Genomic DNA, 21502 nt, shown 5'->3' on the forward strand with positions numbered 1-21502 from the left:
TTTAATTGATTTCTCAAATTAATAATGAAGGAAGAGATTATAAGCTTGAAGCTTATGATTACTTTCTAGATCCTTCATTAATTGCTAGTAAACCTTCTGCAATAAGGCATGAATCAAGATTGATGATAGTTAGAAATAGTGTTTTAGAAGAGAATTGCTTAACTAATAAATTTACCAAGAATCTTTTAGATGAATTTAGAAAAGGCGATCTTGTGGTTGTAAATAATACTAAAGTAATGAAGGCAAGGTTAAAGGTTGAATTAGAAAATAGGACTTTAGTCGAATTACTAGTCTTAGAAAGATCCCATGAATGTGTTTGGTTATGTTTGGCAAAGCCAGCGAAAAAGTTAAAAATAAATAGAAAAATAATTTTAAAATTTCCTTCTGCACAAGATATTAATTTGATGGTTGATGGGGTTGATGAAGAAACTGGAGGGAGATTTATTAAATTTCCTGAAAATATAATTGATCTCAATTCAATGAATGACCTTCTTGATAAATACGGGGAAATACCTCTACCGCCTTATATAAAAAATTCCGAAGAAGAATCTTTTCATGAGAATAGTTATCAAACTGAGTATGCAACTAATCCAGGGGCCGTTGCCGCGCCAACTGCTGGTTTACACTTAAGCAAAAGTCTTCTTTCCAATTTAAAAAAAAAAGGAGTAATAATTTTACCGATAACTTTGCACGTGGGCTATGGAACATTCAAACCAATTGATCAAGAAGATCTAAGTGACTTAAAACTTCATAAAGAATGGGTAAGTGTTAATAAGGAAGTAGTGGAGGAAATTAAAAGAATAAAAAAAACAGATAGAAGAATTATTGCTATTGGGACAACTAGCGTAAGAGCTCTTGAAAGTTGTTATTCTCACGAAATTAATGACTTTATTCCCATAGCGAAATACGTGGATTTAGTAATTAAGCCTGGTTATGAATTTAAGGTAGTTGATGGGTTATTAACTAATTTTCATCTTCCTAAAAGTTCATTATTACTATTAGTAAGTGCAATGATTGGTAGAGAAAGATTATTAAATTTGTATAAAAAAGCCATAAAAGAAAAATTTAGATTTTTCTCTTATGGCGATGCTATGTATATTTCACCAGATTCATTACTGGAGAAAAATAGATTTAGGCTTTGACTGGTTCTTGAATGATTCCGCTTGGAACTTCAGTAAACATAATTGATGATAAATACCTCTCTGCTAAATCAGGTAGAACAACTACGATAGTTTTACCCGCATATTCATCTTGTTCAGCTAATCTAACAGCAGCAGCAGCAGCAGCTCCGCAAGATATTCCAACTAGTAGACCTTCCTCTTTAGCTAATCTAAGAGCCATCTCGATTGACTCGTCATTTGTTACCTGTTCGACTTTATCAACAATTGATAAGTCAAGGTTCTTAGGAATAAATCCTGCTCCAATACCTTGAATTTTATGTGGCCCAGATTTAACCTCTTCCCCATTCATTGTCTGAGTAATAACAGGACTATGAGAGGGTTCTACAGCTACAGAAGTAATATTTTTACCCTTTTCTTGCTTAATGTATCTTGAAACTCCTGTAATTGTGCCACCAGTTCCAACCCCTGCCACTAAAACATCAATTTCACCATCGCAATCATCCCAGATTTCTGGTCCAGTAGTTTTGAAGTGAATTTCAGGGTTTGCTGGATTATCAAATTGACCTGGCATGAAATATCGAGAAGGATTACTTTCTGCAATTTCTTTAGCCTTAGCTATTGCTCCAGGCATACCTTTAGATGCCTCTGTTAATACAATTTCAGCACCCAATACTGCCATTACCCTTCTTCTTTCAATTGACATGGATTCTGGCATTGTAAGGATTAGTTTATAACCTCTTGCTGAAGCAGTAAAAGCTAGAGCAATTCCTGTATTTCCAGAAGTTGGCTCAACAATAGTTTTGTCTTTTGTAAGCTTCCCACTTTTCTCTGCATCCCAGATCATGTTTGCGCCAATCCTACATTTGACACTATAAGCAGGGTTTCTACCTTCAATTTTTGCAAGTACTGTAGCTTTCGCGTTTTTAGTAACTGATTTTAATTTTACTAATGGAGTGTTTCCAATAGCAAAACTGTTGTCCTCATAAATTTTTGCCATTTATATATTGAGAAAATATATATTAATACTAACTATTATTCAGAAAAAGAGTATATAAGTTTCTATACGGTAAATACTAGGAATTTAGAAATTATTTAGTGCTTCAGAAAAGCTTTTCCATAATTGATCTTGGTCTTCTAATCCAACTGATACTCTAATAAGGTGCGAAGGTATACCAAAACTTTCAGCCCAATCCAACTCGTCATAATGAGCTAGTAAAACATAAGGACAAACTAGAGTAAATTTTGTACCTAAACTAGGTCCTTTAGATACTTGTAGAGAATCATAAAATTTCTTAGCTTTGTTCAATCCTCCATTTAATTCAAACGATAATAAGCAGCCATATCCTCCATCAGAAGTGAGCAAAGAATTAAAATTTGGACAATTTTCAGGATGGAAAATATTTTTAATCTCGCTATGGGTCTCTAATCTTTTTTTTAATTCTAAACATGATTTATTTTGTTCAAAAACTCTTTGATTTACATCTCTACTAACTTTCTCTAGATAAACTGTATCTCCATCGGAAAGTGTTGGAAGATTAATCTCGTTTAATGCATTTCTAAATTGATCAATCCATTTGCTTTTTGGATTTAGTATTAATGATCCGGCAAGAATATCACCACTACCTGAAAAAATTTTTGTAAGTGAAGTAAAAACTATATCTGCATGTTCTAGGGAATTTATATTTAAATTTGAACCAATTGTATCGTCAACAATTAAGGGAATATTTAACTTTTTTGCTATTTTTGAAATTTTTTTAATGTTTACACATTTGAGCATTGGATTACTCGGTAGTTCAATAATTAATGCTGATGGATTTATTCTTTTGATTTCTAATTCAATATCCTCGCAATTTTCTTCTGTAATTAACTTGGCTCCATGAAAGATATTCATTGGTAATTTAAGTACATCTACATATGGAAAACCAATTTGGAGTGTTGGTTTAGCTGGAAATAATTTATATATGATTTCCAATGATGTATGCAATGCAGACATTCCAGATGAAGTTAAGTGAATATCATTAGAGTTAATTTTTGTAGATTTAGAAATTCTATTTTTTATTCTTTGAGAACATTCATTTACGTAAGATTTTGGAGGACAATCTTCAAGACCTAGTTCTATAGCAGCAGCCCTTGAAGATATGCCAAGACCAGTATGTTGCCAAAAAGATTTTGCATAAATACTTCCTTCTTTTTCAGTTATTAAGAGAGCTAAATTATCTCTTTTTTCTATTAATGAGAATTGTTCAGAAGTATTTCTATCAATGTATTTTTTGGCTTTAAAAGCTATGCTTTCATTAGGATATGGCCAGATACTTTTATTGTTGTAGTAATTTTCCTTTTTTACTTTTTCGCATAATCTTTTCACTATGGGGTTTAGCCCGAATCTTGGGTAAATGGACTTCAATAAATTCATACATTCTTGATTTTTTTCCTCGTAATTTATTACATCATTCCAAGTTGGTAATGCTACAGAAACAGCATGAATACTATCAGGAATAGAATATCCCAACTCTAAATTTTTCCATATAGGGTTTTTAAGTAAATCTCTCAATTTTCAGAATTTATTTAAAGCAAATAATATGTCTGAGATTAAATCGTTTGTTTCTTCACATCCAATCGATAATCTGACAAGAGCATCATCTATCCCTAAAAGATTTTTTGTTTCATCATCAACAGAAGCATGAGTCATTGTTGCGGGGTGACAAATTAAACTTTCAACTCCTCCAAGGCTTTCTGCTAGAGAGAAATATTTGAGAGATTTGCAAAATTTAAAAGTATCCTCTTTTTTAAGATTTAATTTTATGGTGATCATCGAACCTCCAGATCTCATTTGCGATTTTGCTAAATTAAATTGCGGATGTTTTTCATTAAAAGGATAAATTACTTTACTAATTATTTTATGATTCTCTAATTCTTCAGAAATTAATTTTGCACTTTGCGTTTGTTGTTCGATTCTTAAAGGAAGAGTTTTTACTCCTCTCGTAATGAGCCAACTATCAAAAGGAGATGGTTGAAGCCCTAGAGCTTTTTGAGAGAAAAGCATCTTACTATTCCATACCTCATTATTTGTCAGTACTGCTCCACCAAGCGCATCACTATGTCCATTAATGAATTTTGTTGTACTTACGAGTGATAGTGTCGCCCCAAGGTCCAATGGTTTTTGAATAAGTGCCGTAGAAAAGGTGTTGTCCACAACTACTGGGATTTGTAGTTTATTCGCTTCATCACAAATCGCCTTAATATCAAGTACCTTCAAAAGTGGATTAGTTGGACTTTCTAGCCATATCAAGGTTGGCTCGAAGTATGAAATCTTTTCGATATTATTTTCGTTTGTAAAATCTGTGTATAAAACTTCTAGTCCAAATTTCTTGAAAACTTTTTCGAACATCCTCACTGTACAACCATAGAGATTTGACTCGCAGAGTATCCTGTCACCTGATTTTAGTGTTGATGAAATTGCAGTTACCGCGCTAATTCCAGATCCAAAAACTGTACAGTATTTAGAATCTTCTATTGATTTAAGGACGCTTTCTAGAATTCTAAAGTTTGGATTGCCTGATCTTGTGTAGTCGAAATTATCTTTATTTCCATGTTTGAAAGTAGATGTAGAAAAAATAGGAGGCATAACGCATCCAGTTTCTTCTGCAAATGTTTCCCCATGGTGAATAGATAAGGTCTTAAAACCTGGCTTTTTTATATTATTTTCCTTATTTCCCATTATTTTAAAAATAAGAATTAAATTAAAACTCTCTTTTAAAAATTGAGAGATTTAATAATCCAAAGAAAAGCAGTATTAAACTTTTCTTGAATAATATTCAACAACTAGTAGTTCGTTTATTTCAAGAGCCACCCACTCTCTATCGCATTTCCCATTGATTTTTCCCGATAATTTAGGTTTGTCTAAATCAAGATGAGGTGGGACATTTGCTAAACCAGGGAATTCTATATTACCTTCTACAAGTTTTTTGCTTGCTTTTTTTTCTTTAATTCCGATTACATCGCCTGATTTGCATTGATAACCGGCAATATCAAGAACCTTTCCATTAACGGTTACATGGCCATGATTTACTAACTGTCTTGAGCCTGGAATGGTACCTCCAAAACCTAATCTAAAACAAATATTATCAAGTCTGTTTTCTAAAAGTCTTAGTAGGTTAGTTCCTGTAGATCCTTCTTGAGCTCTAGCTTTTTTTACATAACGTACTAGTTGTTTTTCAGAAACTCCGTAATTAAACCTAAGTTTCTGCTTTTCTTCTAGACGAATTGCATATTCTGATCGCTTGCGACGGGCTTGGCCGTGCTGACCTGGAGGATTAGACTTCTTTGAAGCTTTCCTGGTGAGACCTGGTAGTTCTCCCAAGCGACGCGTAACCCTTAATCTGGGGCCGCGGTATCTTGACATAATTTTTAATTAAATAGAAATTTGCAATAAATTGGATAATTGATTAAATTCAATTAAACTAAATTATTACTAGAATTATTATTTTACATCATTAAAGTGTTCAAAACTATTAATAAATCAATTACTTCTATACTTCTTTTTATGATTTCATTTTATCAAAAGTGTTTTTCTCCTTTTTTCGGACCAAGATGCAGATTTATTCCAAGTTGCAGCTCTTATGGATATGAGGCAATTACTAGACATGGTCCTTGGAAGGGAGGGTGGTTAACTTTAAGAAGATTAAGCAGATGTCATCCTTTAACCCCCTGCGGATGTGACCCTGTGCCTGACTAAATGAATGAAAATATTTATTTTTGTTAGGCAGGGATGTTGCCTTTGTGATTCATTAAAAAACAAACTGGCAAAAATAAATCTTAATGAGTTATTCCCTAATCTAGAGGAGCTTAAAGAAATTGATATTGATAGGGTCGATTTATATAAAGATAAATATAAAAAATATGATTATGAAGTACCCGTTATTGCTCTTGAAGGAATTAGGTCCGAGGAGTTTATAGAATTGCCTCGTATTTCTCCAAGATTAAAAGATGATCAATTAAAGAATTGGTTTCAAAAAAATATTAGTACCATTCTGGAGAAATAATTTTTTTATATGAGATCTATAAAATTACATAAACTTTTAGATTTGGTAGGAATTATCCCTTCATTAGATTTAATCGATCATGAAATTAATAATATTTCTTTTAACTCTAAAGAAGTACAAAAGGGAACTTTATTTTTAGGTATGCCAGGTTTAAATGTTGATGGAGGGAAATATTGTATTGAGGCAATTGAAAATGGCGCGGAGGCTGCCATTATTGGGCCTGTTGCAAAAGAGAAAATTGGATGTTTTGATCAAGAAAAGATTTTGGTTATAGAGAAAAATTTAGATTATATTTTTGGTCAAATAGTCGCTGAGTTTTGGAATAGGCCTTCAAGAAAAATAAAACTTATTGGTGTTACGGGTACAAATGGAAAAACGACAATTACTTTTTTACTGGAATATCTTTTAAAAAAATTAGGAAAAAAGACTGCATTATTTGGGACCTTGTTCAATAGATGGCCTGGCTTCTCTGAGGTAGCTTCTCATACAACTGATTTCGCGGATAAACTTCAAAAGAAATTAAATGCTGCTGTTGAGGCAGAATCTGAATTCGCGATATTAGAAGTAAGTTCTCATTCTATTGCTCAAAACAGGATATCAGGCTGCGAATTTGAAGCCGCTATTTTTACTAATTTAACTCAAGATCATCTTGATTATCACTTAGATATGGAATCATATTTTCAAACAAAAAGAAAATTATTTTTCCCACCTTATTTAAAAGAAAAAGATGGAATTTGTGTATTAAATCATGATGACCCTTGGATATCTAAATTATCATCTGATCTTGAAAAAGTATCTTCATTAGTCTCGACAAAGATTACTGACAGTGAATTTGAAAATGATGATTTTTTTTTCGTAACAGAGAAAAAATTTACTTCTAGTGGTTCCACCTGTATTTTTCATACACCTAGAGAAAAAATTAAACTTTTTGTTCCACTTGTCGGTGAATTTAATTTAATGAATGCGATTCAAGCAATAACAATTTTGTATAAACTTAATTTTTCTTTAAAAGATCTATCAAAGTTAATACATTCTTTCCCAGGTGCTCCTGGGAGAATGGAGAAAATACAAATTGATAATGATGTTGTTTTAAGATCACTTCCAACAGTAATTGTTGATTATGCCCACACTCCTGATGGATTAAAAAAAGTTTTGCAATCAGTTAAAAAACTTTGTGAAGGAAAACTCATAACTGTTTTTGGCTGTGGCGGAGATCGAGACCGTAGTAAAAGGCCTTTAATGGGATCAATAGCTGAAGAGTTTTCTGATCAACTTTTTATAACTTCAGATAATCCAAGATCAGAAGAACCTCAAAAGATAGTAAATGATATTTTGATGGGTATAAAAAGAAGAGAAAAAATAACAATTGAGATTGATAGATTTAAAGCAATAAATGAATCTATTAAATTTGCCAATAAAGAAGATATTGTTTTAATTGCAGGAAAAGGGCATGAAGACTACCAAATTCTCAATGATAAAGTTATTAATTTTGATGATAGAAAAATAGCTTATAAATTATTAAAAGAAAAAAGTAAATCTCAATAAAATTTCCTAATCAAATTTAAAGATCTTTACGCAAATCACAAGAAAAGTTTCTTAAAATCAATGGAGTTATTTTTAATGAAATGAAAGGCTTAGCCTTAGTTGTAGGCGCAGGTGGAATTGGAACACAAATAGCTAAAGATCTGAATGAAAGTGAAAAAGGCTTAGATGTCGTTTTGTGTGGAAGAAAGAGTGAATTTAATTCTTTTTGGGAATTAGATATAGAGGATTCTCAATCCCTTTTGCAGTTGAAAAATAAAATATCAAATCATCCTTCAAAATTAAGGCTAGTTGTTAATGCTACAGGTAGACTTCATAGTGATTCGCTTCAACCAGAAAAAAGATTACAACATCTTGATAAAAAAAATATGATGGAAAGTTTTTCAATAAATGCCTTTTCTCCTATTTTATTAGCTAAAGCGATTGAAGAATTTATACCAAAAGATTTTGATTTTAATTTTGCAAGTATAAGTGCAAGAGTGGGCAGCATTGGAGATAATCAAACTGGAGGTTGGTATTCATATAGAGCTGCAAAATCTGCGCAAAATCAGTTTTTTAAATCTTTAAGTATTGAATGGGCTAGACGTTTCCCAAAGGCTACTATCACATTGCTTCATCCAGGGACAGTAGATACTGATCTATCTAGACCTTTTCATAAATTTGTTCCAGAACATAAATTATTTAGTAAAGAAAAATCTTCCCAATTCTTGATCAATATTATTAAAAATCAAACTCCAGCATCTAGTGGAAAATTTGTTGCATGGGACAGCTCAGAAATTCCCTGGTAAATCAAATTTTATCTTCATAATAAATAAAGCTTATTGATACAGATTATTGAGTTAAGAAGTTATTAAGAAAAAAATAAATTTATTTCTTAAAGATAACCTTTCTTAAATTATTTAGTTATTTAATTTCTAACTTCTCGGCCTTCCTCAATATTTGATTCTTTAAAAAAAAAAGCGCATCTAATTTTTCTTCTTTTTCTTCAATATTTTTAAATTTCATTTCTGCAATTTCAATAATTGCTTTATTAACATTTTTAAGCTGTTTCTTAATAATTCTTTTTGGGGTTTTAATTGATTCCATTTGAATCGCCATTTTCTTTGTATTCTCTTTATATTCTCTTTATTTTCTTGAAATGCAAGTACCTTTCATCAAAAAATTTCTAATTATTTAATTTATAATTTTTTTAATTTCCTTAGAAAGTAAATCAATCTCAGCTTCTGTAGTCATTTGATGTACGCATGCTCTAAACCATTTTGGATCTTCTAAAACTCTTATCCAAATTTTCTTTTCTCCAAGTTTCTTCACAAATTCATCCTTATCTTCAATATTTTCGAGATTAAAACTAACAATCCCATTTAAATATTTTTTTTCTAAAACTAATTCAACTCCCTTTAATTGATTTAATTCATCCCAAAGTTTTTCACTTAATTTTTTAATATGTTTGTTTTTTTCTTTTTCATTGCAGTCTTTATTCAAAAGATCTAAAGAATTACGCAGCCCTGCAAGTAAAGGAATACAAGAGGTAGCTACTTCAAACTTCCTTGCATCATCATGAAAAAGATTATCTGAAGGCTCATAGATGCCTTGTTCTTCTTTTAATGATTTCCAACCAATTATTGTTGGATCTGTTTCATGAATAAATCTATCTGAGACATAAATAGCTCCAAGTCCTTCTGGACCACATGCCCATTTATGAGAAGTTATTGAGTATAAATCAGAATAAAAAACTTCTTCTTCAATTTTTATGTGCCCAAAGGTTTGAGCACCATCAACAAGTAGATAAGAATTCTCTCGATTATTTTTTAATTCGATGGAAATTTGTTTTAATGGAACTTTATATCCAAAGTTCCATAAGATATGAGAAATAATTAGGATCTTAGTCTTACTATTTAGATTTTTTAAAATCTCTAAAATTACATTTTCGTCGTTTAGATTTTTAATTTTTTGGATTGGCAAAACTTTGAATATTAATTTATTTCTTCTGCAAAATTCTCGACTTGCAGCTACTACGCCAGGATGTTCACAGTCACTTATTAACAACTCTTCTCCCTCTTCTACTTTTATTCCCCAAAAAGGCAAAATCATTCCAGAAGAGATATTCTCGGTTAGAGCTATATTCTTTGAATTCACACCTAATTTTTGCGCAATGATTCTTTTTGTGGTCAATATTTCTTTATAAATAAAAGGCCACATATCATTGGTAAATGGTCCTAAATCTTGGATAATTTCCCAAGTTTTAACAATTGCTTCTAAAGAAGATTTTGGTAATGGTCCTTGTCCACCATAGTTGAAATAATACTTATTTTTTAATGCTGGTATTTGATCTCTTAGATTATTTCTCATGGAAAATTTAAATTATATTTTTTAACTCTTGAATTTTTTTAAATATTGCCTACTAAAGTTACTGTTCTAAATTCAATATCCTCAATTACTTTCCAAGGTTCAGCACTCCTTTCTGCAAATTCTAAATTTTTAAAACCAATTTCTTTAAAATCACTTATAAACTCTGGCTCATACCATGCTCCACTAATACATCCTGTCCATAGATCATGATCATTTTGCAATCTTAAAGGAACTTTTTTGTTAGAGACAATATCGCTAATTGCAATTCTTCCATTATCTTTTAAAACTCTTTTTATATTTCTTAGAAGGTTATTTCTAGATTCTGGACTTACCAAGTTTAAAACGCAATTACTTAAAATAATATCAACTGATTTGTCGGCGATTAATGGATTTAAATCTTTATCTAATTCATCAAGTTTTTCAATTGATCCTTCAAGAAATTCTGTATTGTTGAAACCTATATTTTTTGAAACTTCTTTAGAGGCTGATCTAGATAAAGAAAGCATGTCAGGATTCTGATCAACACCAATAACTTTCCCTTCTTTCTCAACAATTTGGGCACAAATAAAAGCATTTTTGCCGCTACCACTTCCAAGATCTAAGACAATATCATTTTTTTGAACATATTTTGTTGGATCACCACATCCATAGTCTCTTTCTATAACCTCTTGAGGAATTGCTTCAAGTAAAACTGGATTAAACCCAACTGGTGTACAAAGACAACTTTCTTTTTCTAGTGCGGCTGACCCATATCTTTCTTGAATCGCATCTTTATGATCGAATTGATTAGATGCTTTATTCGATGTGTTTGTATTACAGCAACTTTCAGACATATTTTTTAAAGATCTCTTGATAAATATAGCCAAAAAAAAAGCCCCTGAAAAAGGGGTTTTTTAAAAAAATTAAATTATTTAGTGTAATTAACACCTCTGTAATTTAATTCTGCTTTTTCATTACTTGAAGAAGCGTCATCCATTCTGTTGGTGTATACGTTTCTTCTGTAGGTAAGTTCAACAAGTTGCTTTTTAGCAGCTTCTTTGTTTTGAACGTAGTTTTTACCTCTGTAAGTTAAAGTAGTCATGTTTCGATGTGACAACACGGCCATCCCCCGTTCCATGGTATGACTCGAACTGCGCCCTCAAGTGAGGGTGAACGAAAAAGTAGCAATAGCTACCAAATTATTATAAGCGTATTTTCCTAAGGATGTCTAGCTTTTACAAATAGAAACGAAGATTTAATATTTTTTTAATTATTATCTTAGGTAAATTTTTTTATAAATAGTCTCTAAAAAGGATTATGTTTATATTTGGTTTAATCTTCATGTAACTATTTATTTATGACAGGTTTTTTATATTTCTTGGGAAATACTTTAAGGTGGCCAGTTCTAAAGCCAAAAGAATTCTTTTCACTACATGCATATTTTTCAATTATTTATTTGATAACTTTTACTTTGAGTAAATATGATGTAAACCAATCAAATTTAGTTTTTACTCTAGGAATTCTTGCGCCTCTTTTAATCGCTATTGGGCAAGGACTTCCAATTGATTGCCTTGATATGGAATCATCTTTGTTGAAGGAATTAAAAACTAAGTAATATATTTTTCAGTTAAAAATTTTTATAAAACCTGTACAACTTCGCTAATTTCAGGAATCATTTCTTTTAACTTTCTTTCAATACCCATTTTGAGAGTCATAGTACTACTTGGGCAACTACCACATGCCCCTTGAAGTCTGACTTTGACAATTGGACCATCTATTTCTGCAATCTCTACATTACCTCCATCAGATATTAAAAAAGGTCTTAGCTCGTCAAGGACTTTTTCTACATTTTCGTTTGTCAGCGAGAGTGTTTCAGTACTCATAATTTTGTATTAACTTTATAATAAGCCTAGAAAGAAATTTGATTAATTGCAAAAAAGATAATTTTCTGTTGTGACTTCATTTAAAAATCCCACCAATGACAATAGCTACTTTGATGCAGTGTTAGTAGGAGCAGGGATAATGAGCAGTACTTTAGCCCTCCTAATTTCAGAAGTTTTACCAGATACAAAGTTACTTATTATAGAAAAATTAAATGCTCCGGGAAGTGAAAGTACTGGCGCTTTTAATAATGCAGGTACAGGACATGCTGCTAATTGCGAATTAAACTATACCCCTTTAGATGAAAAAGGAAATATAAAAATAGATAAAGCGCTCTCAATAAATCGTTCTTTTGAAAGATCTATGTCTTTATGGGCCTCATTGTATGAAGCAGGGAAAATTGATATTAAAAAGTTTTTGAAATTTATTCCTCACATTAGCTTTGTGTCTGGTCAGGATAATATTTCTTTTTTAAAAAAAAGATTTCAGAAAATGACCGAAAATCCTGAATTTATTGATATGGAATTTTCTACATCTTTTGATGAAATTTCATCATGGGCTCCTCTGATAACAAAAGATAGGAATCCATTTACTAAAATTGCTGCTACCAAAATAGGTAGAGGAACAGATATTAATTTTGAGGCCCTCACAAAAGAGTATTTGTCATTAGTTTCCATAAATAAAAATATTGAAATCAGATATAAAACAGAATTAGTAGATTTAAAGAAAATTGATAAAAAAAAATGGGAACTAGAAATTAGTTCAGAGGGTAGAAAAACTTCAATTAGAACTGGCTATGTTTTTCTTGGTGCTGGTGGAAAAACAATTAATTATTTGCAAAAATCGAAAATTCCAGAAGCAAAGAGTTATGGTGGATTTCCTGTTAGTGGGAAATGGCTTATTTGCGAGAAAAAAGATCTAACAGAAAAACATAACTCAAAAGTTTATGGTAAAGCTGATATTGGATCGCCACCAATGTCTGTGCCTCATTTAGACACCAGATGGATTGATAATAAAAAACTTCTTTTATATGGACCTTTTGCTGGATTTACAACAAAATTTCTAAAGCAAAGTTCATACTTTGACTTATTTAGTTCAATTAAAAAGAATAATATTTTTTCTATGTTAGACGTTGGTTTCAAGAACAACGATTTAATTAATTACCTAATATCACAATCATTAAAGAACCATAACTCAAGAGTTGAGAATTTAAAGAACATGATGCCATCAGCTAATCCTTCTGATTGGTATTTAAAGAATGCTGGTCAAAGAGTCCAAATAATTAAAAAAACTGAAGGTGGTGGTTCTTTGAAATTTGGAACAGAGATAGTAAATTCATCTGATGGATCATTATCTGCTTTGCTAGGAGCTTCTCCAGGAGCAAGTACTGCGGTTTCAATTATGGTTGAGGTTCTACAAAAATCTGTTTTATTTTTAAACGATAAGCATAATCTTCAGAAAAAAATAAATGACTTAATTTATCCAGAAATATCATTCTCTGAAAATTACAGTACCACCATAAAAGACATCAAAAAAAGAAATAATTCCATTTTTGGTTTCCATCCATAATTCTAATTAGCTAGTATTAATCAAGATGTAATAAGAGGAGAATTTTTCTTTCTATATGACTGATATATCGGTTTCAAAAATTAGAAATTTCTGCATAATCGCTCATATTGATCATGGTAAATCTACTCTTGCAGATAGGTTGCTCCAAGATACTGGTACTGTGCAGCAAAGGGATATGCAAGAACAATATTTAGACAGTATGGATCTTGAAAGAGAGAGAGGAATTACTATCAAGTTACAGGCCGCTAGGATGAAATATAAAGCTGACGATTCTGAAGAATATGTTTTGAACTTAATAGATACTCCAGGGCATGTTGATTTCTCTTATGAGGTTAGTAGATCTCTTCAAGCTTGTGAAGGTGCTTTACTAGTTGTTGATGCGAGTCAAGGAGTAGAAGCTCAAACCTTAGCTAATGTTTATCTTGCCTTAGAAAATAATCTTGAAATAATTCCTGTCTTAAATAAAGTTGATTTACCAGGTGCTGATGCAGAAAAAATAAAGCAAGAAATAGAGGAAATTATTGGACTTGATACATCTAATGCAATAAATTGTTCAGCAAAAACTGGAGTTGGTATTAAAGATATTTTGGAAGCAATCGTAAGAAGAGTACCTCCTCCTCAAGACGAAATTAAACTACCTACAAAGGCACTCATTTTTGATTCTTATTATGATCCGTACAGAGGAGTCATTGTTTATTTCAGGGTGATATCTGGGTCTCTTAATAAGAGAGAAAAGATATTATTAATGGCGAGTAATAAAAATTATGAACTTGATGAGATAGGAATAATGGCACCTGATCAGCAGCAAGTTGATGAATTACATGCAGGAGAAGTTGGTTATTTAGCTGCTTCTATAAAATCAGTTGCTGATGCGAGAGTGGGAGATACAATTACTCTTTTAAATTCACCTGCCAATGACCCTTTGCCTGGTTATAAGACAGCAAATCCCATGGTTTTTTGTGGCTTATTCCCGACTGATGCTGATCAATTCCCAGATTTAAGAGTATCACTAGAAAAATTACAATTATCTGATGCTGCATTAAAATATGAGCCCGAAACCAGTAGCGCAATGGGCTTCGGATTTAGGTGCGGATTCCTAGGACTTCTTCATATGGAGATTGTTCAAGAAAGATTAGAAAGAGAATATGACTTGGATCTAATCGTAACGGCACCATCAGTTATCTATAAGGTTAATTTAAATCAGCAGGAATATATCTTTATTGATAATCCTTCTACAATTCCTGATCCACAACTTAGAGAATCAATAGAAGAGCCTTACGTGAAAATGGAAATTTATGCTCCCAATGAATTTAATGGAACACTAATGGGTTTATGTCAGGAAAGAAGGGGAGTATTTATAGATATGAAATACATAACAACAGATCGAGTTACTTTGATTTATGAAATTCCATTAGCAGAAGTAGTTACAGATTTCTTTGATCAAATGAAAAGTAGAACCCAAGGTTATGCATCAATGGAATATCATTTGATTGGCTACAGAAAGAATGACCTTGTTAGATTAGATGTTCTAATAAATTCAGAAAGAGCAGATCCATTAACTTCTATTGTTCATAAAGATAAGGCTTATGGAATTGGCAGAAGTTTAGTTGAGAAATTAAAAGAACTAATTCCAAAACAACAATTTAAAATACCTATTCAAGCATCAATCGGTAGCAGGATTATTGCAAGTGAAAGTATCAGTGCATTGCGAAAAGATGTTTTATCTAAATGTTACGGAGGAGATATTTCTAGGAAAAAGAAACTTTTAAAGAAACAAGCCAAAGGTAAAAAGAGGATGAAGGCAATGGGAAAAGTTGAAGTTCCTCAAGAAGCTTTTATGGCAGTCCTAAAATTAAACCAGTAATTTTTTTTAATTTAAAATTTATAGCTATTTATTTTTAAAAGAATTAGGTATATTTCAGTCATATCTGTAAAAAAAAGATTTTGGATATTTACTCATTTAATCGTGTCGGCGCAAATATCAGAAAAGCTGGATTTCTAATTGTACTTTTTTATCTTCTTGTTGTTTTAATAATGAAATTTTTAGAGGCCAATAATTTTTTTGGTTATTCATTTTCAATGTTAAGCAATGATATCTTTGCCCCTCCTTCGCTTAGTCATTTCTGTGGCACAGATAGATTAGGAAGAGATGTTTGCTTAAGAACTTTGCAAGGATCATCCTTAGCGATAGAAGTTGTATTCTTAGCTATTCTTTTCTCATTAAGTTTGGGTTTACCATTGGGTTTATTAAGTGGATATTTTGGTGGTTTTTTTGATAAATGCTTATCACTTATAATGGATACTATTTTTTCAATACCTGTAATTTTGCTCTCAGTTGTTGTGGCTTTTGTATTGGGTAAGGGTATCTTTAACGCGTCTTTGGCGTTGTGTATTGTTTACTCTCCTCAATATTTTAGATTAATCAGAAATCAGACAATATTGGTTAAATCCGAAACTTATGTGGAAGCAGCTCAAGTTTCAGGAGCTGATGTTAAAACAATTATTTTTAAATATATTCTTCCAAATGTAATAACACCTTTGCCTATTCTGCTTACCCTAAATGCGGCAGATGCTGTTTTGGTATTAGGAAGTTTAGGATTTTTAGGTCTTGGTGTTCCTGCAGATGTCCCAGAGTGGGGAAGTGATTTAAATCTTGCTCTTGCCGCCTTACCTACTGGCATATGGTGGACAGCGTTGTTCCCAGGGTTGGCAATGTTTTTTTTAGTTTTAGGTCTTTCTTTTATAGGAGAGGATCTTGAAGAAATTTTTGATAATCAAAATTCTAAATAAATTTAGTTATCTGGAATAGGATCAAGTTCTCCTTGTTCATTCAACTTTGGATATTCTTTGGCTGATTTTTTATACACCGCAGCTAATTCTGGGTAACACCATTCAAAAAGTGCTTTTTGATATTCATCTATATTTAAACCTTCTCCATTAGTGGGCAATATACCTTTATCTTTTCTTTGGCGAATAGCTTCAAATAATAATATGGAAGCAGCAACTGAAACATTCAGGGATTGAACCATACCTCTCATAGGTATGAAAATTGATTGATCAACCATTGATATAAGTTCATTACTTAGTCCCCATTTTTCTGCTCCTAAAACAAAACATGTATTTTGAGAATAATCAAAATTTCTATAATCTACAGATTCACTATTAAGAGTCGTTCCATATAATTTAAAACCCTTATTCTTTAAATCAGATATTGCCGTGATAGTGTTTTCATGATTATTTAGTTTTACCCATTTTTGACTTCCTTGAGCAGTACTATTAAAAGTCTTAACGGCATTCGTTTTGCTAATAAAATTTGCTTCGAAAACTCCTGCTGCATCACATGTCCTTAATATCGCGGATAGATTATGTGGTTTATTGACATCCTCAACTAAAACAGTCAAGTTTTTCATTCTGCAATCTAAAACACTTTTGATTCGTTCGAATCTTCTTGGCAAAATTGACATTTATAATTTTTTCACACTTTTAAATTATATTCAAAAAATATTGATTACCTATTAAATCTCTTGGTTTATAATATTCTAGTAGTTTGAATTACCTTAATGGCATACATAGAATGGGACTATACAGTAATAACCAGTATGGTAGAAAAACAAGGGTGGGATTTGCCTGATCGTGAATCGGAAGAATGGAATAAATTTAACGATGAATTGGGAGAAAAAATGAGAGGTGTTGGACTTGTCTTTGAAAAATATTGTAAATTTACTCCTGACGTTGGAGAAGGAATGCATCTTTTAGATGACTGATTATAAATAGTTTAAAACCATTGATGTATCCCTTAATCAATGGCTTATTAATTTATAAGATAATATAATTTCACTAAATTAGAACTGGCAATTATTAAGGCTTTATAAAGCTTGTACTAAAAAACAATTTTTTTATCCCACAAAAAAGTTATTTAATTTCTATATTTGAATAAAAAATATGAAAAATAAATTAACCTTTTTATTCGATGGTGCTTGTCCACTTTGTTTGCGAGAAACAAATTTTCTAAAAAAGAGAGATATCTCAAATCAAATTGCATTTATTGATATTAATCGTAAGGATTATGATCAAAGACTTTTTAATGACATCTCATATTCAGAAGCCATGTCAAACCTGCATGGGATTATGGAAAATGGTGAAATTATTAGGGGACTAGATGTACTTGCATATTCTTATGAATTAGTTGGTTTAGGTTGGGTTTATTATCCCTTGAAGATTAAATTCTTATCCCCCATATTAAGAATGGTATACAGATATTGGGCAAAATATAGACTTCAAATTACAGGTAGATCCGATATTGAAAAACTTTGTACCTCCCAATGTGAACAATAATTATGGAAAATGTTGAAATAGACAGAATTATAGAAATGTGTTGGGAAGATAGAACACCCTTTGAAGCTATCGAGTATCAATTTGGTTTAAAAGAGGAGGATGCGATAAAAATTATGCGTCAAAATCTTAAGCCTAAATCATTCAAAGTCTGGAGAAAGAGAGTTTCGGGAAGAAATACAAAACATATGGCGCTTAAAGATTCAACTAGATTTAAATCTAATCACAAAAGAAAATTATAAATTTTGAAAAATCTTTCTACTAAAATTTGTCCTGTTTGCAATAGGCCTTTTGAGTGGCGTAAAAAATGGAAAAAATGTTGGAATGATGTTATCTACTGTTCAAAAAGATGTAGTAATAGGAAGTCGCAAAGATGAAACAAGTATCAATTATTTTCCCGAATCAACTTTTTAGAGAAAGCCCAATCTTAAAAATAAATTGCGAGATTTTGATTTTGGAAGACTCATTATTTTTTGGAAATGATAAATTTCATAAATTAATTAACCATAAAAACAAGTTAGTTTTTCATAGAGCATCTATGCTCGCTTATAAAAAATATTTAGAAATATCTGGCTTTAAAGTTTTATACATCGAAAACAAGAATAATATTTCTACAGTTGACTATTTATCGGAATTTATTAAAGATAAATATCAGCAAATAAATCTAATTGAACCTCATGATTTTTTAATAACGAAGAGGATTAATAATTTTGTTGAAAGTAATAATTTAGCTTTAAATATTTTGCCTTCTCCTATGTTTATTAGCAGTGAAGATTTAAAAGAGTTATTTGCATCAAATTCAAAAAAACCGCTTATGGGGAGATTTTATGAGAATCAAAGAAAAAGCCAAAAGATATTAGTTAATCCTGATCATACTCCTGAAGGTGGTAAATGGAGTTTCGATGAAATGAACAGAAAAAAATTACCAAAAAAAATAAACATACCTGATATACCTAAATTACAAAAAAATAAATTTGTAGTTAATGCAGAAAGTTCATTAGCCAATTTTGATATTGATTTTATTGGAGAAAGTAATAACTTTTTATATCCAACTAATTTTGATGAGGCAGATGAATGGTTAAATGATTTTTTTAAACATAGATTTTTCTTATTTGGAGATTATGAGGATGCTATTTCTAGAGAAAATTCTTTTTTATGGCATAGTTTACTTTCTCCTCTTTTAAATAGCGGCTTATTAACCCCAGATGTAGTAGTAAATAAAGCATTACTTTTTGCAAAAAATAATAATGTTCCTATTAACTCTTTAGAGGGTTTTATTCGTCAAATTATTGGATGGAGAGAATTTATTTGTCTCGTCTATAAAAAGTATGGAACAAAGATGAGAAACAGTAATTTTTGGAATTTTGAAGATAAGCCAATTCCAGAATCTTTTTATCAAGGAAATACAGGAATTGAACCTGTAGATGTTGTTATAAAAAATATTATTAAATATGGTTATTGTCACCATATTGAGAGGTTAATGATTATTGGTAACTTTATGCTTCTATGTAGAATTCACCCCAATCAAGTTTATAAATGGTTTATGGAAATGTTTATTGATTCCTATGATTGGGTTATGGTCCCGAATGTGTACGGAATGAGTCAGTTTAGTGATGGAGGTATTTTTTCAACAAAACCGTATATATCAAGCTCTAATTATGTAAAAAAAATGTCTAATTTTAAAAGTGGTCCATGGTGTGAAATATGGGATGGTTTATTTTGGAAATTTATTAAAGATAATGAAAGCTTTTTTAGGAAGCAATATCGTCTGGCAATGTTAACGAGAAATCTCGATAAAATGTCAGAGGAAAAATTAAATAATCACTTCAAAACGGCCGATAAATTTTTAAGCGATATTCAATAAATTAAGAGTTTTAACCTATATTTGGTTTTGAAAAATTAAAAGAATATAATATTATTACGAAATATTACAAGCCGATGTTAAATTAAAAAATAATTAATCATTAAATGGAACTGGGAATACTTTTTTTGAAAATTAATATTACCGGTATTATCACTCTTTCTGAATTAGATTGGATAACTACCCATCAATCTAATTTTACAAGGCTGGAGGAATCTATAGCCATAAAGTTAGGAAGATTACTTGATGCAGGATCCATAAACATAGGTTGTCGTTTAAATTCCTAATTAAGTTTTTATTTTATTAATGAAGTATCAAAAAGAGAAAAAATTATTTTTTCGAGAAAGAATTCATTCTTTAAATATTTTTCTATTTTTAGGATTTAATCTGACACTAATCTCTATCTTAGGTTTTATTTGGTTCAGTTCTTCAATTGATAAAGTAGTTTAAATTTATAAAATTTTTGTATATTAAAGTTATCTCTAAAAATAAATTATATTTTGAGCATAGGATATTTACAAAGAAAAGCAGCTTGGGAAATTTTATTAAAAGTTAGTTATGGTGATTTTTCTGAACATGCCCTTGAAAAGGTTTTGAGAAATTATCGATTTAATCCTCTTGATATAGCTTTTATTACTGAATTATCTTTTGGATGTATAAGGTATAGAAAATTTCTTGATCTTTGGACGGATCATACTTCAAAAATTACTCATAAAAAACAGCCTCCAAAATTAAGATGGCTTTTACATATAGGTTTATATCAACTTTTGAAAATGGATAAAGTTCCATTTCCTGCCGCTATCTCTACCACTGTAGAAGTAGCTAAAAAAACAGATTTAAATGGTTTATCAGGAACTGTAAATGCGATATTGAGAAATGCGTCAAGAAAATTAGAACAAGAAACTTTTCCGGAAATACCCTCTGATAGAAAAGAAAGAATTTCATACCTTGAATCATTACCATTATGGCTTGTGAATGATCTTTATAAATGGGTAGGTAATAGCGTGGGAGAAAATATCGTTAAGGCATTTAATAAAAAACCTTCAATTGATTTGAGAATTAACCAACTGAAAACTAATTCAGAAGAATTTTTGGAAATACTGCATGAAAATAAATTTGATGCCGAAATTATAGAAAATTTAAATAACGCTATTACTTTAAAATCTAATCCGAGATCTATTCAAAACTTACCAGGCTATATTGATGGACTTTGGACAATTCAAGATAGATCTTCTCAGTGGGTAGCACCTCTTTTAAATCCAAAAGAAGGTGAAAAGATTTTAGATGCATGTGCAGCGCCAGGTAGTAAGTCTACCCACCTAGCAGAATTATCAAATGATAGTGCTGAGATATTGGCTGTAGATAGATCAGAAAAAAGATTGAAAATACTTCAATCAAATTTAAAGAGGTTAAATCTTAAATCTGTAAAAACCCTAAAGGCTGATGCATCGAGTTTGATTGAATTGAATCCTAATTTTGTGTCTTATTTTGATAAGATCCTTTTAGATGCTCCTTGTTCTGGTATTGGAACTCTGTCAAGAAATCCAGATTCTAGATGGTCTTTAAGTAAAGAAAAAATAAAATCATTAACTTTATTGCAGGAAAAACTTTTAGAGAGTATTTTTCCTCTTTTGAAAAAAGATGGAACTTTAGTTTATTCAACTTGTACTATCTGTCCTGATGAAAATAATTTATTAATTGAACGATTTATTGAAAAAAATAAAGCTTTAGAATTGGTTAGCCAAAAGCAAATTTTACCTAGTTTAGACTATTCTGGTGATGGATTTTATTCTGCAATCATTTCTTACAAATCTTAAAAATAAAAT

The 21502-nt window shown here is 30.8% G+C and carries 26 protein-coding genes; 16 read left to right on the forward strand and 10 right to left on the reverse strand.

Annotated elements, in window-relative coordinates; translation table 11 throughout:
* The first annotated feature begins 5 nt into the window (after nucleotides 1–5).
* Nucleotides 6–1142, forward strand: coding sequence for a tRNA preQ1(34) S-adenosylmethionine ribosyltransferase-isomerase QueA (queA, locus tag HA144_RS02275; RefSeq protein WP_209042055.1), 1137 nt, complete (start codon nucleotides 6–8; stop codon nucleotides 1140–1142).
* Here queA and cysK read toward each other — a convergent pair.
* The 4 genes from cysK to rpsD form a co-directional block, all read right to left on the reverse strand.
* Nucleotides 1132–2118, reverse strand: a complete 987-nt coding sequence (gene cysK / locus HA144_RS02280; RefSeq protein WP_209042057.1) for a cysteine synthase A — start codon at nucleotides 2116–2118, stop codon at nucleotides 1132–1134. The genes queA and cysK overlap by 11 nt on opposite strands.
* Nucleotides 2119–2202: 84 nt before the next feature.
* Nucleotides 2203–3672, reverse strand: coding sequence for a PLP-dependent transferase (locus HA144_RS02285; protein WP_209042059.1), 1470 nt, complete (start codon nucleotides 3670–3672; stop codon nucleotides 2203–2205).
* A 3-nt stretch (nucleotides 3673–3675) separates the two neighbouring features.
* Nucleotides 3676–4839: a trans-sulfuration enzyme family protein gene (locus HA144_RS02290; protein WP_209042061.1), complete on the reverse strand. Its 1164-nt coding sequence runs from the start codon at nucleotides 4837–4839 to the stop codon at nucleotides 3676–3678.
* 75 nt (nucleotides 4840–4914) lie between these two features.
* A complete protein-coding gene (gene rpsD, locus HA144_RS02295; RefSeq protein WP_209042063.1) occupies nucleotides 4915–5523 on the reverse strand; it encodes a 30S ribosomal protein S4 in 609 nt (202 codons plus the stop codon).
* Between the two features lie 96 nt (nucleotides 5524–5619).
* Between rpsD and yidD the strand changes: the two genes are divergently transcribed.
* From yidD to HA144_RS02315, 4 genes are all read left to right on the forward strand, one after another.
* Entirely contained in the window at nucleotides 5620–5856 is a 237-nt protein-coding gene (yidD, locus tag HA144_RS02300) for a membrane protein insertion efficiency factor YidD (RefSeq protein WP_209042066.1), read from the forward strand.
* A 4-nt stretch (nucleotides 5857–5860) separates the two neighbouring features.
* Nucleotides 5861–6163, forward strand: a complete 303-nt coding sequence (locus HA144_RS02305; RefSeq protein WP_209042068.1) for a glutaredoxin family protein — start codon at nucleotides 5861–5863, stop codon at nucleotides 6161–6163.
* 9 nt (nucleotides 6164–6172) lie between these two features.
* Nucleotides 6173–7708 carry a UDP-N-acetylmuramoyl-L-alanyl-D-glutamate--2,6-diaminopimelate ligase gene (locus HA144_RS02310; RefSeq protein WP_209042070.1) on the forward strand — a complete coding sequence of 512 codons (1536 nt, stop codon included), beginning with the start codon at nucleotides 6173–6175 and terminating at the stop codon, nucleotides 7706–7708.
* Between the two features lie 80 nt (nucleotides 7709–7788).
* Nucleotides 7789–8493 carry an SDR family NAD(P)-dependent oxidoreductase gene (locus HA144_RS02315; RefSeq protein WP_209042072.1) on the forward strand — a complete coding sequence of 235 codons (705 nt, stop codon included), beginning with the start codon at nucleotides 7789–7791 and terminating at the stop codon, nucleotides 8491–8493.
* A 115-nt stretch (nucleotides 8494–8608) separates the two neighbouring features.
* On the opposite strand, the gene HA144_RS02320 is transcribed toward HA144_RS02315, so the two are convergent.
* From HA144_RS02320 to HA144_RS02335, 4 genes are all read right to left on the reverse strand, one after another.
* Nucleotides 8609–8791 (reverse strand): hypothetical protein, encoded by a 183-nt coding sequence (locus HA144_RS02320; RefSeq protein WP_209042074.1) that lies wholly within the window; start codon nucleotides 8789–8791, stop codon nucleotides 8609–8611.
* An 87-nt stretch (nucleotides 8792–8878) separates the two neighbouring features.
* Entirely contained in the window at nucleotides 8879–10054 is a 1176-nt protein-coding gene (locus HA144_RS02325) for an aminotransferase class V-fold PLP-dependent enzyme (protein WP_209042076.1), read from the reverse strand.
* 38 nt (nucleotides 10055–10092) lie between these two features.
* The gene (locus tag HA144_RS02330) at nucleotides 10093–10887 is read right to left on the reverse strand and encodes a methyltransferase domain-containing protein (RefSeq protein ID WP_209042549.1); all 795 of its coding nucleotides are present in this window, start codon (nucleotides 10885–10887) and stop codon (nucleotides 10093–10095) included.
* 74 nt (nucleotides 10888–10961) lie between these two features.
* Nucleotides 10962–11135 carry a DUF4278 domain-containing protein gene (locus tag HA144_RS02335; protein ID WP_071813219.1) on the reverse strand — a complete coding sequence of 58 codons (174 nt, stop codon included), beginning with the start codon at nucleotides 11133–11135 and terminating at the stop codon, nucleotides 10962–10964.
* Nucleotides 11136–11390: 255 nt separating this feature from the next.
* Here HA144_RS02335 and HA144_RS02340 point away from each other — a divergent pair, with 255 nt between their 5' ends.
* The gene (locus HA144_RS02340; protein WP_209042078.1) at nucleotides 11391–11648 is read left to right on the forward strand and encodes a hypothetical protein; all 258 of its coding nucleotides are present in this window, start codon (nucleotides 11391–11393) and stop codon (nucleotides 11646–11648) included.
* A gap of 22 nt (nucleotides 11649–11670) precedes the next feature.
* On the opposite strand, the gene HA144_RS02345 is transcribed toward HA144_RS02340, so the two are convergent.
* Nucleotides 11671–11916 (reverse strand): NifU family protein, encoded by a 246-nt coding sequence (locus HA144_RS02345; protein WP_002805305.1) that lies wholly within the window; start codon nucleotides 11914–11916, stop codon nucleotides 11671–11673.
* Nucleotides 11917–11986: 70 nt separating this feature from the next.
* Here HA144_RS02345 and HA144_RS02350 point away from each other — a divergent pair, with 70 nt between their 5' ends.
* The 3 genes from HA144_RS02350 to HA144_RS02360 all read left to right on the forward strand — a co-directional run bounded on the left by HA144_RS02350 (nucleotide 11987) and on the right by HA144_RS02360 (nucleotide 16273).
* The gene (locus HA144_RS02350) at nucleotides 11987–13483 is read left to right on the forward strand and encodes a malate:quinone oxidoreductase (RefSeq protein WP_209042080.1); all 1497 of its coding nucleotides are present in this window, start codon (nucleotides 11987–11989) and stop codon (nucleotides 13481–13483) included.
* A 55-nt stretch (nucleotides 13484–13538) separates the two neighbouring features.
* On the forward strand, nucleotides 13539–15347 hold the full coding sequence (gene lepA, locus HA144_RS02355; protein ID WP_209042082.1) for a translation elongation factor 4: 1809 nt from the start codon (nucleotides 13539–13541) through the stop codon (nucleotides 15345–15347).
* Between the two features lie 170 nt (nucleotides 15348–15517).
* On the forward strand, nucleotides 15518–16273 hold the full coding sequence (locus HA144_RS02360) for an ABC transporter permease (RefSeq protein ID WP_209042551.1): 756 nt from the start codon (nucleotides 15518–15520) through the stop codon (nucleotides 16271–16273).
* 2 nt (nucleotides 16274–16275) lie between these two features.
* On the opposite strand, the gene trmH is transcribed toward HA144_RS02360, so the two are convergent.
* Nucleotides 16276–16947 (reverse strand): tRNA (guanosine(18)-2'-O)-methyltransferase TrmH, encoded by a 672-nt coding sequence (gene trmH / locus HA144_RS02365; RefSeq protein WP_209042084.1) that lies wholly within the window; start codon nucleotides 16945–16947, stop codon nucleotides 16276–16278.
* Nucleotides 16948–17043: 96 nt separating this feature from the next.
* Here trmH and HA144_RS02370 point away from each other — a divergent pair, with 96 nt between their 5' ends.
* From HA144_RS02370 to HA144_RS02400, 7 genes are all read left to right on the forward strand, one after another.
* On the forward strand, nucleotides 17044–17247 hold the full coding sequence (locus tag HA144_RS02370; protein WP_209042086.1) for a hypothetical protein: 204 nt from the start codon (nucleotides 17044–17046) through the stop codon (nucleotides 17245–17247).
* 178 nt (nucleotides 17248–17425) lie between these two features.
* Nucleotides 17426–17818 carry a thiol-disulfide oxidoreductase DCC family protein gene (locus HA144_RS02375; RefSeq protein ID WP_209042089.1) on the forward strand — a complete coding sequence of 131 codons (393 nt, stop codon included), beginning with the start codon at nucleotides 17426–17428 and terminating at the stop codon, nucleotides 17816–17818.
* Between the two features lie 2 nt (nucleotides 17819–17820).
* On the forward strand, nucleotides 17821–18057 hold the full coding sequence (locus HA144_RS02380) for a TIGR03643 family protein (protein WP_209042091.1): 237 nt from the start codon (nucleotides 17821–17823) through the stop codon (nucleotides 18055–18057).
* A 3-nt stretch (nucleotides 18058–18060) separates the two neighbouring features.
* The gene (locus tag HA144_RS02385) at nucleotides 18061–18192 is read left to right on the forward strand and encodes a DUF2256 domain-containing protein (RefSeq protein ID WP_209042092.1); all 132 of its coding nucleotides are present in this window, start codon (nucleotides 18061–18063) and stop codon (nucleotides 18190–18192) included.
* Nucleotides 18189–19679 (forward strand): cryptochrome/photolyase family protein, encoded by a 1491-nt coding sequence (locus HA144_RS02390; RefSeq protein WP_209042094.1) that lies wholly within the window; start codon nucleotides 18189–18191, stop codon nucleotides 19677–19679. Before HA144_RS02385 ends, HA144_RS02390 begins: the two co-directional genes overlap by 4 nt.
* A gap of 104 nt (nucleotides 19680–19783) precedes the next feature.
* On the forward strand, nucleotides 19784–19963 hold the full coding sequence (locus tag HA144_RS02395; protein WP_209042096.1) for a hypothetical protein: 180 nt from the start codon (nucleotides 19784–19786) through the stop codon (nucleotides 19961–19963).
* A gap of 213 nt (nucleotides 19964–20176) precedes the next feature.
* Complete coding sequence (locus tag HA144_RS02400) at nucleotides 20177–21493, forward strand: 16S rRNA (cytosine(967)-C(5))-methyltransferase (RefSeq protein ID WP_209042098.1); 1317 nt, start codon at nucleotides 20177–20179, stop codon at nucleotides 21491–21493.
* The last annotated feature ends 9 nt before the right edge of the window (nucleotides 21494–21502 follow it).

This window comes from Prochlorococcus marinus XMU1404, from assembly GCF_017696175.1.
In the GTDB taxonomy this organism is placed as follows: domain Bacteria; phylum Cyanobacteriota; class Cyanobacteriia; order PCC-6307; family Cyanobiaceae; genus Prochlorococcus_A; species Prochlorococcus_A marinus_X.

Excerpts from the sequence above, each read along its gene's own strand:
- HA144_RS02380 (WP_209042091.1), top strand. The coding sequence starts at position 17,821 with ATGGAAAATGTTGAAATAGACAGAATTATAGAAATGTGTTGGGAAGAT.
- HA144_RS02305 (WP_209042068.1), top strand. The coding sequence starts at position 5,861 with ATGAAAATATTTATTTTTGTTAGGCAGGGATGTTGCCTTTGTGATTCA.
- HA144_RS02345 (WP_002805305.1), bottom strand. The coding sequence starts at position 11,916 with ATGAGTACTGAAACACTCTCGCTGACAAACGAAAATGTAGAAAAAGTC.
- HA144_RS02330 (WP_209042549.1), bottom strand. The coding sequence starts at position 10,887 with ATGTCTGAAAGTTGCTGTAATACAAACACATCGAATAAAGCATCTAAT.
- HA144_RS02340 (WP_209042078.1), top strand. The coding sequence starts at position 11,391 with ATGACAGGTTTTTTATATTTCTTGGGAAATACTTTAAGGTGGCCAGTT.
- HA144_RS02370 (WP_209042086.1), top strand. The coding sequence starts at position 17,044 with ATGGCATACATAGAATGGGACTATACAGTAATAACCAGTATGGTAGAA.
- HA144_RS02395 (WP_209042096.1), top strand. The coding sequence starts at position 19,784 with ATGGAACTGGGAATACTTTTTTTGAAAATTAATATTACCGGTATTATC.
- cysK (WP_209042057.1), bottom strand. The coding sequence starts at position 2,118 with ATGGCAAAAATTTATGAGGACAACAGTTTTGCTATTGGAAACACTCCA.
- HA144_RS02290 (WP_209042061.1), bottom strand. The coding sequence starts at position 4,839 with ATGGGAAATAAGGAAAATAATATAAAAAAGCCAGGTTTTAAGACCTTA.
- HA144_RS02390 (WP_209042094.1), top strand. The coding sequence starts at position 18,189 with ATGAAACAAGTATCAATTATTTTCCCGAATCAACTTTTTAGAGAAAGC.
- HA144_RS02320 (WP_209042074.1), bottom strand. The coding sequence starts at position 8,791 with ATGGAATCAATTAAAACCCCAAAAAGAATTATTAAGAAACAGCTTAAA.
- HA144_RS02310 (WP_209042070.1), top strand. The coding sequence starts at position 6,173 with ATGAGATCTATAAAATTACATAAACTTTTAGATTTGGTAGGAATTATC.
- trmH (WP_209042084.1), bottom strand. The coding sequence starts at position 16,947 with ATGTCAATTTTGCCAAGAAGATTCGAACGAATCAAAAGTGTTTTAGAT.
- lepA (WP_209042082.1), top strand. The coding sequence starts at position 13,539 with ATGACTGATATATCGGTTTCAAAAATTAGAAATTTCTGCATAATCGCT.
- HA144_RS02335 (WP_071813219.1), bottom strand. The coding sequence starts at position 11,135 with ATGACTACTTTAACTTACAGAGGTAAAAACTACGTTCAAAACAAAGAA.
- HA144_RS02315 (WP_209042072.1), top strand. The coding sequence starts at position 7,789 with ATGAAAGGCTTAGCCTTAGTTGTAGGCGCAGGTGGAATTGGAACACAA.
- HA144_RS02325 (WP_209042076.1), bottom strand. The coding sequence starts at position 10,054 with ATGAGAAATAATCTAAGAGATCAAATACCAGCATTAAAAAATAAGTAT.
- HA144_RS02360 (WP_209042551.1), top strand. The coding sequence starts at position 15,518 with ATGAAATTTTTAGAGGCCAATAATTTTTTTGGTTATTCATTTTCAATG.
- rpsD (WP_209042063.1), bottom strand. The coding sequence starts at position 5,523 with ATGTCAAGATACCGCGGCCCCAGATTAAGGGTTACGCGTCGCTTGGGA.
- HA144_RS02375 (WP_209042089.1), top strand. The coding sequence starts at position 17,426 with ATGAAAAATAAATTAACCTTTTTATTCGATGGTGCTTGTCCACTTTGT.